The organism is Rhizobium sp. Root1220 (genome assembly GCF_001426265.1).
Lineage (GTDB): Bacteria > Pseudomonadota > Alphaproteobacteria > Rhizobiales > Rhizobiaceae > Rhizobium.
Genome location: NZ_LMDG01000015.1, coordinates 12,951 through 26,168, shown reverse-complemented (window position 1 = coordinate 26,168; position 13,218 = coordinate 12,951). Strand labels below are relative to the sequence as shown.

Genomic DNA, 13,218 nt, shown 5'->3' with positions numbered 1-13,218 from the left:
GGCGCTGGGTTGCGATCCTATTTCCCGGTCTGTCAAACTGCGTGCCATTCCCTTCCTGAGGCCGGAACGGACCGATGTCCAAGAGCAAGCACTTTGAAAAAGTGTCGAGCGTAGAAGCAGGGGTCGCATCCGCCCGAGGCCAGAGGCTGGTCAGCTCTCGAGGCCGTCGTCCCCCGCTCGTAGCGCTCATTCCCATTCTAAGGTAGCGGACGCCGCGAGGCGTCAGCTACCTGTTCAGGATCAAGCTATTCGCTTGGATGATGCTGTTGCTTCATCGCCTGAACCTGTTGAATGACCTGTTCCAGATTATAGCTCGCAGGGTCCTGCATTGGTGGATAGTCGATGTAGCTCTGGAGTTCCTTCAGCCACAGCGCCTGACCAATGGGCAACATGTTCCAATCGTACACGTAGGCAGTCGCCGGCGCCGAGATAGCGCCACCCATGCCTGTGAGGGTCTTTACCTGCTCGCCTATTGATGTTTCGAACGGATCACGCTTGATGTTGACCACCTGCGTCCAATGGAAAGGCAGGACGCCAGCGAGGAAGCCGGTAGGTGCATCCGATACCATCGCGAAATACATCTTCCAGTTCTTGTAGCGGACCGCTGACGGATCCTTACCGGAGTAGTAGAAGAATGTATCGCGGGCAGACTTGTCCGACTCCCCCTCGAGATATGCCCGTTGGTTGACGCCATCCAGAGTGGTCTTGGCAATTCCGGGATAGGCACCCTTCTCGATCTCGGCCTTCAGTTCGTTGCCCTTGTGGCCGCCTGCAATGTCGACCAGTGTAGGCAACCAGTCGAGCGAGGCGAAGATGTCGTTCTTGACCGTGCCTGGTTTGATATGGCCGGGCCAACGAACGACGAGGGGCGCGCGCATCCCGCCTTCCCATGTTGACAGCTTGCCACCTTTGAACGGCGTCGTACCACCGTCCGGGAAGGTTATTGTCTCGGCTCCGTTGTCGGTAGTGAACGCGATGACGGTATTGTCGAGCTCGCCCATCTCCTCGAGCTTCTTGAGCACGTAGCCGATGTTGTCATCCATCTGCTTCATGCCGGCTTCGTTGACACCCCAGTCCTTGCCGCCTGGCTCGCCAACCATATTCAGGTACTTGTCCGGAAGCACAGTCGTGATGTGCATGCGTGCCGGATTGTACCAGACGAAGAACGGCTTGTTGGTCTTCTCCGGGTCGTTGCGATCGAGGAAGTCGATGACGTGGCTCGATATTTCCTCGTCGACCGTCTTCGAACGCTCCAGAGTCAACGGTCCCTCGTCCGTGCAGGTTTGGTTGGCAGCGGTGCCGTCCGAGGATTTGCACGCCAGAACGGGCCGTGGCGGCATCAGGCACAGCGTGGTCTTCGGATCGACGGCGGCAGGATCATCCTTGAGACCGGGAATAGGTGTGTTTCGGCACGGCGGTGCAATCGTCTGGTCCGTCGGCGTCCTGTTGATATCGGGGAAGCTCACCCCCTGCATGGCATCGAGGTGATAAAGATAGCCCCAGAACTCATTGAAACCATGGGCGGTAGGCAGGGCATCGGTGTGGTCGCCAAGGTGGTTCTTGCCGAATTCACCGGTATTATAGCCGAGGTCGCGCAGGAACCATGCAAGCGCTGGAGTGCCCGGCTTGAGATATGATGGGCTTCCGGGCAATTGGGGTGGGATCATGCCGGTCCGCAGCGGGTGCATTCCGGTGAAGAAAGCGTTGCGTGCGCCCCGCCGTGCAGCTCTGCTCGGCGTAGTAGGTCGTGAACATTGCACCTTCCTGGCCGATGCGGTCGATGTTCGGGGTTTCCCCGACCATCAAGCCTTTGTGATAGATGCCAGGCTGCATCCAGCCGATATCGTCACCCATGATGAACAGGATGTTTGGCTTCTTCGCGGAATTCTGCGCTTGCATGGTTGCGGTACTCGCCAGCAGGCTTCCTGCGACGGCGAAAGCTGCGGTTAATAACTGTGTGGTCCGTCTCATTTCTGATGCCTCCCTCAAGGGCCTCCAGTGGATGGCCAAGGTTGGTTGAAAAACAATTCAAGGCAAAGCGAGGGGTGATGTGACGAAGCCCGGGCAACAACGCGACAATTGAACAGGCCATTTCAACATGAAAGCTCTGCCGTCTGCAGCGCGCTGTGTCTGCCCCACGACTTGCGGAAGAGGGAATGTCCGTCCGCCTTCCAACCAGGGTTCTACATCGTATTAGAGACAACAGATATTGCCCTTTAGGGAATCACCAGGCGTTACCGCGCGCTGAGCGCCGTTTGAAGTGCCGCGCAACGATCAACCCAAAGGCCGGGGGCAGTCAAAGGAGGTCTTGAAGGGGTATGAACCTGGCCTCGGCAATTATTTAGGCGCCCAGTTGGGCGTAGCGAAGCCGTGCGTCCTGCTGATTAACGAGGACGACTCTATGGGAAGCGGAACGAAGGATGTCGGTCGTAACGCGCATCCTATGCTCGTCAGGCGATCAATGGGGTCCCCGAGCTGATGGACGGCGGGAGTGTCATCGGTGCTACCAACTATCTCACTTGATCGACGCCGCTTTGCTGCGCTCCGGGGGTCTCGAACGCCATTTCGCATGACACATACCATGCTGCTTTTGCTCAGGAAATCAAAGCACCCACGTATCGTCAACATCGCAAGCACTACCGCATCGCAGGCGTTGGCGAGCGATCCCTCAAGCATGTTCGGCCGCGAGGATACGATAGTGGCTTACGCCTCTTCCAAGGCCGCCCTCACGATGCTGACTGTGCAATATGCCAATGCGTTCCGCCGCAGTGCGGAGTACGCTCACCTCAAGATCAACAGCGCGACACCTGGCTATATCGCAACGGGCTTCAACGGCTTCAGCGGCAACCGTTCGGTCGAAGAAGGCGCGAGGATCGTTGTTGAGCTGGCTACGCTCTCGGACAATGGGCCAAGCGGGGGCTTCTTCAACGACGCAGGCGTCGTGCCGTGGTGATCTCGTCAAGCACGACCCTTTCGATTGATATTGATTTGCGGATGCGGCGCGGCGGGATGGAGTCTTTCTGAAGTATTGGCTGACCGAAGCCGCCTGCGTTTGCGGCGCGGCGGATGAACTTGGTTGCATCGTCTCCAGCCACGCGGCGAAGAGCTTCGATCTGGTCTCCGACCGTGGCCGGCAGACCCGGCATGGTCAGGGTGCGGCGGGATCCGAGCTTTTCGGTGTTCAACTGGCCGGCGCCTCACCGAAGCGGGCGAGGTGCAGCAGTTCGCCGAGCAGATGGAGGCATCCTCCCACTTGCTGATGAGCACGTATCCGGCCGCGAACAGGGCGTGCGCGGTCCCCTGCGGGTCACGATGGCGCCCACGCTGGCGACGCATCTCCTGATGCCGGACTTCGCCGCCTTTGCAAGGCAGCATCCCGAAATCGAAATGGTAATTTGGTCGTCCTTGGACGGCGCGCCTCCGGCATGGCAGCGTTTGCGTCCGCCATCTTCCGCTGCAACTCGATAGCTCCGAACGTGGCATTGACTACGCCTTGGAAACTCAAGAGAACCCCATCTCCCATCACTTTGACTATGCGGCCGCCATGTGCCCGCACGATTGGTTGGAGAATTGTCGGGCGTCGCTCCTTCAGTACCAGGCTACGTCCGCGACGACTATTGCTGCAAGTCGACGTTTGATGCCTTCTTCGGCCATTCGGACAAGACCCAGGTGGGTGAATGTCCACGCGTGGCTCAACTGCGACCGGTCGCTCGATGACCATTATGCGGGCGCGAAGCGATCGTTGACCGTAAACCCAGTTGGTATCGAGCAATCTGTCTGATCAGCGTCTTCGCTTTGATGGGATTCGACCCTCGCATCAGGATAGTCCCTGAAATGATAGGCAGCTGTCTGGCCCGTACACCCGGCGCCTTACAGATGGCGTTGTCGATGGCTGCAGAACATCGCACTGGCGAAGCTCGCCAATACCCATTGCCTTTCATCTGTGCCAGGGATGTGGGTTGGTGGCGGGCAATTCGGCGCAGCCACTAGGGAAGTAGAGCACACGGAGCACATGCTCAGGGCTACACGCCGGAAACAGTTGTCGCGCCAGTCATCAATCCTATGTGCGACTTATGTCGCGGTGTGGCGTGCCAGCCGTCGGGCGAGCTCTCGAAACCGCATTAACTCTCGTGAGATGTCGAAGCGTCGATGAAAATAGGGATCTGCCGCAATGCCTTCCCGTTTCCCGAAAAACGTCAACGCGAGAGGCGGCGACACGCACTCTCCGGCGCTACGGACAACAAAGGCACCATGAACAGACGCTACGTTTGCCTCGGGCGTGCTATCATTGATCAAACATTGGCGTGATATGTAAGGATGTGGGATGCGAATTATCGTTTATGGAATCGGAGCCATTGGCGGCACCATCGCTGCATGTCTGAGCCTAGCAGGATTTTCCGTTGCGGGTATTGCGCGAGGCAAGCAGTTGGACGCCATTTCGAGGTCGGGCTTGACCTTGATCACGCCGGAAAGTCGCAGAACAGCGCGATTTCCTGTTTACCCCAATCCTTCGGCAATTGGCTTTTACGCCGATGACATCGTTATCCTGGCGATGAAAGGACAGGATACACTTTCCGCACTTTTGGAATTGAGGGCCGCCGGTGTCTGGTCGCAACCCATATTCTGCTTCCAGAACGGTGTCGCCAACGAAGTTCTGGCCCTTCGGCTTTTTGAAAACGTCTACGGCGCCACCGTCATGTTGCCGGCCGATTATGAAACACCAGGTGAGATCGCCGCCTACACTGTCCCCAAGCACGGGATCTTTGACATTGGCCGTTTCCCCGTCGGCGAAGACGAGACTGTTCGGTCCCTATGTGCGATCCTGTCGGCCTCGGGGTTCGTGGCGAATGCGAGGACCGATGTCATGGGCAGCAAGTACCGCAAGCTGCTTGCCAATCTCCGCAATATTGTAGACGTCGCGATAGGCGATAAGGAGCTCCAGCAGTATTGGTACGAGAAGGTTCGTGCCGAGGGTGAGAACGCCCTGAGGGCGGCGGGAATCCGCTGGGATCCTGCCGATGCCATCGCTCGCGGTGATTTGTCTTTAGGGACGATTGCGGGCCAAAAACGACTGGGATCATCGACGATGCAAAGTATCGTCCGAGGCGCTGGATCGCTTGAAACCGACTATCTTAACGGCGAAATTGTACTTTTGGGCCGGCTCCACAACGTGGCTACGCCCGCAAATGCCGCCTTTTGCAGGCTGTCGCAACATTTGTTGGATGGACGCTTGGCCCCTGAAACCGCCGATAGCGAGAGAGTTTTGTCCGAGATCTAGGCCGAGGGGCGGGCGTAAGGCTCGCCGCTGACGTTTCATTCGACGCCGCGGGAGCTTGATTGGCGCCCGCGCTCTGCCGATCGCTTTTTAGGACGGCATCCTGCCCTCGATCTCCAATAGCCGACAAGCCGCAATATCGGCCAAAACGGAAAGCGCTAGTGACTGTGAGTCTCTTGCCCGGTTGAAGAGCCCTATCGGCGATTTTATCTTGGCAATGTCGGCCTCAACATGGCCGAGTTCTCGCAGGCGTTGAACGCGCCTGGAATGGGTACGTGTGCTTCCAAGTGCACCGATATAAAATGGACTCGAGGCGAACGCCGCTTCAAAGACCGGAATTTCACGGTCGATGTCGTGATATAGCAGTGCCACGGCGGTCTCCGCATCGATTGCCGTCGGATCTGGCGCAGATCGCCCTGCCTCGTGGCACACAACATCGTATCCTACAGCTGCCGCGACCTTGGCTGCGACTTCCACTTCGACCGATCGACCGGCAAGAAAAACCCGTACGCGGGGTCGATGGTGAACAATAAATACCGGGCCGGTCCAACCAGTTTTATCCTTAGCCCCTGCTGTCGATAGCCGCTGTAAAGCAGGCTCGTAACGCAGACTAGCGGGCTGCCGATATTCGAGGCTGGAAAGGACGGTGCGAAATGGTGCATTGTCCCGAACCACATGGATCGCAATTGTAATGCCACCCCCGCACGGAAGCACGATATCGAAGAATGACGATCCCTCTCCGAGCAAGAGATTGCGATCGCATCCCCTGGATATTGCTTCTACCGCCTCCGAGGCGACGGCAGCCTCGGTGCATCCGCCGGAAACGAAACCGCAATACAAGCCGTCGTCGCGGACAGCCATGTGAGATCCCAACGCACGAGCGGATCCGCCGCGGATTTCCACGAGCGTGGCGAGGGCAACGCCGTGCCCCGCGTCAAACGACTCCGCGGCAAAGCGCATAACCTCAATGGCGTCGTCGGTCATAAACGCCGCTTTGGGAACGATCGGCATGATGATAGGGGCAAGGCTTGTCATTGTGTCCCTCTCCGGTGACCCTGCTTTACAGCATCTTCTCCAGGGTGATGGGCAGATCACGGATCCTTTTGCCCGTCGCGTGGAAGACAGCGTTGGCAATTGCAGGAGCGACACCGACAATACCAACTTCGCCGACGCCCTTGCCGCCGAGCGCAGAGGCATTGACATCGGGGACGCCGACCGAGATCACCTGAATGTCCGGCACGTCCGAATTGGTTGGCAGCAGATAGTCGCCGACATTGTTGTTCATGAGCCTGCCGTTGCGTTGATCGACCAGCCCCTCTTCCAGCAAGGCCTGCCCGATACCCATGATGATGCCGCCGCGCCATTGGCTTTCGACGAGCTTCGGATTGTATAGTCTACCGCAATCGAACGCAGACACGATGCGCGAAACGCGAACCGTGCCAAGGTCCTCGTCGACCTTTACTTCGGCGAAATGCGCGCACCAGCTGTGCATGGAATAGTCTCCAGCCGTGGGGCCCTGAACGCCCGCCAGCGTTGTCCAGGCGCGTTTATGATCGGCTGCCGATTGTGTGGCATCATCAAGCGTGTTGCGTAGGATCTCCAGGTGATCTCTCCCTAGCGCCTTCATCATTTCGGACAAGGAATGTGAATTCCCATCACCCCTTGCAGCACCCATACGCCCGTCGGCAAAAACAAGCGTGTTTGCTCCCGTGTCGCGCAGCGGCGAGTTAACATCGTTCAGTGCGAGACCAATCAATTCGTCCCGCGCGGCAACTGCGGCTTTGTGAACAGCACCGAGTATCGACCCGGCGAGCATCGATCCGCCGGCGATTGCTGATCCAGGCAGTCGCGAATCGCCCAGATGGACATCGATCTGTTCGACGGGGACACCGAGTACCTCGGATGCCGTCTGTGCAAGGATCGTGTACGTCCCCTGCCCCATGTCGATGGCGCTGCTGACGACCTCGACGCGGCCATTGGCGAGAATGCGGATCATTGCCGCACTCGGCGCACGAATGACGGGGAAAGTACCGCATCCAATCCCCCAACCGACCAGGGTCTTGCCGTCCCGCATGGAACCGGGCTGATGGCTGCGACGCGACCAGCCAAAGGCCTCGGCTCCCTCGGTGAGGGCCTCCCGCAGACGGCGGCTCGACCAGGGTTTGCCGGACTGATAGTCGTGGTCTGCGTAGTTTTTCAGGCGAAGCTCCAGAGGATCCATCCCGATCTCGTAGGCGAGCTCCTCGATTGCGCATTCAATGCCATAAGCGCTCGGGTTTTTGCCCGGACCACGCAAGGCGCCTGGCGTGACGGTATTGACCGGGATGACACGGTGCTCGGAACTGAAGTTCTCAACCTTGTAAAGCACGGCCGTGGCAGCACCCGTCTGCTCGGGATAATCCATGTAGACACAGGTTTCACTCGCCCCGCGATGAACGATTGCTTGCAGTATTCCGTCGCCGTTCGCACCGAGCGCGATCGTCTGGCGCGTCGCAGCGCGCCCACCATAACTCGTAAAGTTCTGTGGGCGCGTCACGGCCAGCCGCACAGGCCGGCCAAGCTTCCGTGCCGCCACGGCCGCCACCGCGCCGTAAGCCAATGCCGCGCCCTTGGATCCGAATCCGCCACCGATGAACGGTGAGATCACACGGACATTTTCATCCGGCAGACCAAACCATTCCGCGTAGGTACGGGCCATTCCCTGCGCCCACTGACTTGGCTCCCAGATCGTCAGGGTGTCGCCGTCCCATTTCGCGGTCAGGCCGTGCGGTTCCATGGCGACATGGAACTCGCGCGGCGTGCGATACTCCGCCTTTATCTTGACCGGCGCGGCGGCGAAGGCAGCGTCAGCGTCACCCCATTTCGACGTGAGGTTATCCATGACTGTGCCCTCGCCCGCATGCGGGTCGTCAAGGCTCATGACCGCCGACGTCTCCTGGTAGATGACCTTGATCAATCTTGCAGCCTCGGAGGCCTGCTCACGGGTCTGAGCCACGACAGCGCAAATGCTTTCACCGTTAAAACGGACCTCGCGGGGAAGCGGCCTGTAGGGCTCGTTATCCGGTCGGTTGCCATACCAGTCGGTCGCAACCGTCAGACCAAGGTCGTCTTCCGGCGTCAGGATCATGAGAACGCCGGGCGCGGCTTTCGCTGCTGCCGTATCCACCGCCAACACGCGGCCGGCTGCGATCGTGCTTTGCACAAGGGCGGCATGTACCATGTCCTCAAGGGCGTATTCCAGCGCGTAGGTCGCTTGGCCCGTCACCTTCACGATGCCTTCGAAACGAGATTGGCGACCACCAACGACACCATCGGATGCGTCGCCGTGCTTGCGGGTTTCAATTGCGGTCACAGGATACCTCCTACGGTGAGGATTGCGCGGGCGACGACACTCGGCACCAGTTTGATCTTGTACTCGTTGCCGCCGTGGGAAACGGCGCCTTCGACGGCGAGCTTGCTCGCAGCCTCGACCTGGCGGACGTCGAGCACCTTGCCGATGAGCGCCTCTTCCACAACACGGGCGCGCCAGGGAATTGTCGCGACGCCACCAAGCGCAACACGTATATCGCGCACGGTTCTGCCGTCAGCGTCGAATTCGATACCCACCGCAGCGCTTGCGGCCGCAAATTCGTATGATTGCCGATCCCGGACTTTCAGATAGGTGGAATTCCGCGCGGCCGCCGACGCGGGCACAGTGATGGCGGTGATCATCTCACCGGCACAAATGACGGTCTCCTTTTCAGGTGTAGATCCCGGCAGCAGGAAGAATTCGCCGATTGGCACGGCGCGTTCGCCGAGGTGAACAGTGGCATCAAACGCCAGCAGCGCAGTGGCGAGATCGCCCGGATAACTGGCAATGCAGCTTTCGCTCGTGCCCAAAACTGCATGGCTGCGGTTTATGCCGCCGATCGCGGAACAGCCCGAACCAGGCGCCCGCTTGTTGCAGGCCGCAAATGCGCCCGGCTCCCGAAAATAGGCGCAGCGTGTCCGCTGTAGCAAATTGCCGCCAATGGTCGCCATATTGCGGAGCTGCGGCGATGCGGCCTGTGACAGAGATTGCGCCACTGCCGGAAAGGCAGAAAGAATATGGTCATCGTCCGCCACCGCCGCCATCGTCGCAAGCGCGCCGATCGTGACGCCCGCATCACTGGCGACGATCTCGCTTAGTCCAGAGAGGTGGGTGATGTCGATAACGAGATCCGGTTGTGTCACGCCGCATTTGGCGAGATCCAAAAGTGTGGTGCCGCCAGCAAGGAGGACCGCCCCGGTCCGGCTCAACGCTTGCCGCGCCTCATCCATCGAGCCCGCACGGAAATAAGAAAACTCTCTCATGCTGCCTCCGCCGCATCGCGTACAGCCGCGACAATGCTGTTATAGGCGCCGCACCGACAGAGATTGCCGGACATATATTCGCGGATTTCGCTGTCGGACGTCGCGCGCCCCTCGCGAATGCATGCCACAGCTGACATAATCTGGCCGGGTGTGCAGTAACCGCACTGAAAAGCATCGTGCTTTACAAATGCTGCCTGTACGGGGTGAAGATCCCCGTCTGCCGCGCTCAGCCCCTCGATCGTGGCAATCTGTCGGCCTTCGACCTGTGCGGCAAGCGTCAAACACGCAAGCACCCGCTGACCGTCGACATGGACGGTGCATGCACCGCACTGCCCCTGGTCACAGCCTTTCTTAGTACCGGTCAGACCAAGATTCTCGCGCAATGCGTCAAGCAACGTCGTGCGGGGTTCAATTGAGATGGCGCGCATCTCGCCGTTGATGTCCAATTTAGTGGGAAGCGTTTCTACCATGATGGGGTCTCGCTGTGTCTCTGGTGAAAGCAATCTGTCGGGTTTGGTAAGCATGGATGACCGGCGATATTCACTCTGTTTCGATGAGCCGGTCATATTCGGCCTGACATAGCAGTCCGCTTGCATTACATTTCAGACGGGCACCCTCTCAAATGGAGGCGCCTCCGTTTAAACTAGAGACTTGTTCGAACTCGTCAAGTCAAAATTCCGGAGCATCTTTTGACATCGGCGGAGCCAAAAAGCGCATTGGACAATTCTCCCGCCCTGCGGGCGGATGCGCGTCGCAATAGGCAAAAACTTATCGAAATTGCGGCTGCGGCGTTTGCAGAAAACGGTGTAGAGACCTCGCTCGAAGATATCGCCCGGCGCGCCGGCGTCGGCATCGGCACGCTTTACCGTCACTTCCCCACCCGTGAACATCTGGTCGAAGTGGTGTATCGGCGCGAATTGGAGATGCTCGCCGCTGCAGCCGGTGGTTTGGCACAGACGCACGCGCCCGATGCAGCTCTCGAAGAATGGATGCGTCGCTTTGTCGGCTACATCGCGACAAAGCGCGGCATGGCCAACAGCCTTAGAATTCTGATGACCTCAAACTCCGCACTATTTGCAGAGGGTTCGGGCGTTTTGCGGGCCGCATTGGATGATCTCTTGAAACGCGCAGCACAAGCGGGTGCCGTGCGCGGTGACATCGACACGACCGATCTGTTGCACGCTCTGTCAAGTATCTACTCGATCCCCGATGCCCCGGATTGGCGGGATCGCTCACATCGGCTGATCGGTCTGCTGATGGATGGATTGCGTTACACCAGGTAGCATGCCCACGCCGCTGCTCGAAGCAGATAGCGCTTTGCGGCTACAGGGCGAGCTGGCGCAATCCTTTTTATGGAACTCGCAGCCCAACGCTGTTGCGACGACGAACCGATCCACCATGTCCCAGACGATAAGAACGATCTTGGCTCTTTTTTACGAGCTCAATTGACGGCACGGTGGACCGTAAATTTTACCGACAGGGAATAAGAAATGCTTCACCCCGTGGAAGAAGATCGCGATACCGCTAGGCGAGTTGATACACTCTTGCCTGACATTGCCGCCATTTCGGCCTCAACGATTGTCGAATGGCTAGCGGGAGACGATTGCCATGCAATGGATGAGGCAGAGCTCATTTCTGGTCTCGGTTACCGTCTTCGCGCAATCGGAGTTCCTGTGGACCGGTTGGCGCTTCATCTCATGACGCTTCATCCGGAGTATTTCGGGACAAGCATCGCTTGGACGGCGGGAGAACCTGTCAATAGCCAGGATCGCCATCACGGTTCCGTCAGCCTTGCCTTCATGGATAGCGCAATCTCTCAGGCTATCCGGATGAGAAGAACGGTCGTCGCGGGTCGCACCGGGATGGGAGCAAGCTGGCAATGCCTGGAAACCTTTGCGGGTCGCGACCTGATGCAGGTGATAGTCATACCGCTTTGCAATTGCGACGGCTCCGTGAGCACCGCGTCTTTTGCAACGCAACGTCCGACGGGCTTCACCGCCGGCGAGCGACAAATACTGGAGCGCATTATCCCCGCACTTCGAAACGCCTGTGAACTGCGAACGCTTCGGAAAATTGGTGATACCATGCTGGACACGTATATCGGGCCCTATACCGCCCAACGCATCCGAGCAGGCCATATACGACAAGGCGAGGTTGAGTCGATAGATGCGGCTCTGTTGCTCTGCGACCTGCGAGGTTTCACGGAGCTTTCGAATAACCTGCCACCTCGTGAGATCATGCAGTTCCTGAATTGCTATTTCGACCGGGTGGTACCCGCGATCACAAGCCACGGCGGGGAAGTCGCAAAATTCATGGGCGACGCGGTGCTAGCCTTCTTTCCCGGGTACAGTGCCGTATGGGCGGCGGCATCTGCCTACAACGCTGCGATGGAAATCCTCGCGCGCACTGCAGAAACCCACGATGTCAGAATGCATGTTGGCATCGCGCTGCACTACGGCGAAGTCAACTACGGAAACCTGGGTTCCGGCGGTCGTCTTGATTTCACGCTGATTGGGCCGGACGTCAACTTGGTGAGCCGTATTCAGCACGTCTGCAGCGAGGAAGGTCATCAACTTTTAATGTCGCGTGCTTTTATGGAAGCACAGAACGATGAGAATGAGCGGCAATCTATTGGATGCCGCGAGTTGAAGGGCTTTGAAAGCCCAGTGGAGCTTTTTCAACCATTAGACCGGGTCGATCGCACACTGACGACTGACCTCCTTCGCCCCGGGATTAAATTCGGTCAAGGTTGACCTCTTCGTTTGTGCGTCTTGACCCGCGATATGGCTCATCAGAGCCATTTTGGTATGTCGACTCGAGAATAGTTTCGCAGCTTTTCAACCAATGCCGTCGCATCGTTGTCCACCGATACGCTGTGCCTATGCGCCGCAGGCAGAAAGTTTGTGTCGACCATATGGTCGATGAAGCTGAGGAAAGAGGCATAGAAGTCCGCGGTGTTTAGAATGCCAACGGGCTTATCAATTTCGGAAAGCTGGTTCATGGTCCAGATCTCCATGAGTTCCTCGATCGTCCCGATACCTCCGGGGAGCGCGATAAAGGCATCCGCTAGCTCCGCCATTCGTTCCTTCCGCCGGCGGAGGGTGGATGCTATCTCATGCCGTGTTAAGCGAAGATGCGATTGTCCTTTACGATGAAGTCCTTTCGTAGTCACACCATGCACTTCGCCCCCTGCCTCCAGAGCGGCATCGGCCACGACACCCATTAGACCCTTTGTCGTTCCGCCATAGACCGTCGTTATGCCGGCTTCACCGAGAGCGCGACCAAGCGATCGGGCGCCTTCGACATATTCGTCAGTGGCACCAACGTTTGATCCGCAAAACACCGCAATGGTCTTGATTATGCGCGTAGTCATGTATCAGCCCTTTCTTCCACAAGCACGCTGGCCTCCAACAACGTGCCAGTGCGTAACTGTCTATTTTTCCGTCATTTGAGCTGCCATTCGCGGACCAGCCGCGAACGTGGGATCGAGTTTCTGCTGTCGCTCCGATGGCGTCCAGAATGTGCCATTCGCTACCAATCTATGGCCTATATGGCAAGGCCAATCTTGGACCTTCTAGAATAGACCAAGATGGAGCACGGTAGGGTCTCTT

The 13,218-nt window shown here is 58.3% G+C and carries 9 protein-coding genes and 3 pseudogenes; 5 read left to right on the top strand and 7 right to left on the bottom strand.

The genetic code is table 11. From position 1 onward, the window contains the following. Window positions 1-245: 245 nt before the first annotated feature. A pseudogene (locus tag ASC90_RS13260) lies at window positions 246-1,899 on the bottom strand (arylsulfatase). 670 nt (window positions 1,900-2,569) lie between these two features. Between ASC90_RS13260 and ASC90_RS13255 the strand changes: the two are divergent. Further along, entirely contained in the window at window positions 2,570-2,953 is a 384-nt protein-coding gene (locus ASC90_RS13255; RefSeq protein ID WP_056540951.1) for an SDR family NAD(P)-dependent oxidoreductase, read from the top strand. A gap of 106 nt (window positions 2,954-3,059) precedes the next feature. Here ASC90_RS13255 and ASC90_RS28820 read toward each other — a convergent pair. Continuing rightward, window positions 3,060-3,185: pseudogene (locus ASC90_RS28820) on the bottom strand (NAD-dependent epimerase); the annotation flags it as partial. On the opposite strand from ASC90_RS28820, the pseudogene ASC90_RS29920 reads away from it, so the two are divergent. Next, window positions 3,164-3,405, top strand: a pseudogene (locus ASC90_RS29920) (LysR family transcriptional regulator); the annotation flags it as partial. The pseudogenes ASC90_RS28820 and ASC90_RS29920 overlap by 22 nt on opposite strands. A 919-nt stretch (window positions 3,406-4,324) precedes the next feature. Further along, complete coding sequence (locus ASC90_RS13240) at window positions 4,325-5,278, top strand: 2-dehydropantoate 2-reductase N-terminal domain-containing protein (protein WP_056540942.1); 954 nt, start codon at window positions 4,325-4,327, stop codon at window positions 5,276-5,278. An 87-nt stretch (window positions 5,279-5,365) separates the two neighbouring features. Here ASC90_RS13240 and ASC90_RS13235 read toward each other — a convergent pair whose 3' ends face one another. From ASC90_RS13235 to ASC90_RS13220, 4 genes are read right to left on the bottom strand one after another with little or no spacing between them, the layout of a single operon-like run. Next, on the bottom strand, window positions 5,366-6,310 hold the full coding sequence (locus ASC90_RS13235) for an XdhC family protein (RefSeq protein ID WP_056540939.1): 945 nt from the start codon (window positions 6,308-6,310) through the stop codon (window positions 5,366-5,368). 25 nt (window positions 6,311-6,335) lie between these two features. Continuing rightward, window positions 6,336-8,627: a xanthine dehydrogenase family protein molybdopterin-binding subunit gene (locus ASC90_RS13230; protein WP_056540936.1), complete on the bottom strand. Its 2,292-nt coding sequence runs from the start codon at window positions 8,625-8,627 to the stop codon at window positions 6,336-6,338. Beyond that, a complete protein-coding gene (locus ASC90_RS13225; RefSeq protein ID WP_056540934.1) occupies window positions 8,624-9,607 on the bottom strand; it encodes a xanthine dehydrogenase family protein subunit M in 984 nt (327 codons plus the stop codon). Before ASC90_RS13225 ends, ASC90_RS13230 begins: the two co-directional genes overlap by 4 nt. After that, complete coding sequence (locus tag ASC90_RS13220) at window positions 9,604-10,077, bottom strand: (2Fe-2S)-binding protein (protein ID WP_056541010.1); 474 nt, start codon at window positions 10,075-10,077, stop codon at window positions 9,604-9,606. The genes ASC90_RS13225 and ASC90_RS13220 overlap by 4 nt, the downstream gene beginning before the upstream one ends. Window positions 10,078-10,296: 219 nt before the next feature. On the opposite strand from ASC90_RS13220, the gene ASC90_RS13215 reads away from it, so the two are divergent. Then, window positions 10,297-10,890 carry a TetR/AcrR family transcriptional regulator gene (locus ASC90_RS13215; protein WP_056540931.1) on the top strand — a complete coding sequence of 198 codons (594 nt, stop codon included), beginning with the start codon at window positions 10,297-10,299 and terminating at the stop codon, window positions 10,888-10,890. Window positions 10,891-11,097: 207 nt separating this feature from the next. Continuing rightward, window positions 11,098-12,360 carry an adenylate/guanylate cyclase domain-containing protein gene (locus ASC90_RS13210; protein WP_056540929.1) on the top strand — a complete coding sequence of 421 codons (1,263 nt, stop codon included), beginning with the start codon at window positions 11,098-11,100 and terminating at the stop codon, window positions 12,358-12,360. Window positions 12,361-12,398: 38 nt separating this feature from the next. Here the strand turns inward: ASC90_RS13210 and ASC90_RS13205 are convergent, their stop codons facing one another. Continuing rightward, a complete protein-coding gene (locus ASC90_RS13205) occupies window positions 12,399-12,980 on the bottom strand; it encodes a TIGR00730 family Rossman fold protein (protein WP_056540926.1) in 582 nt (193 codons plus the stop codon). Window positions 12,981-13,218: the final 238 nt, after the last annotated feature.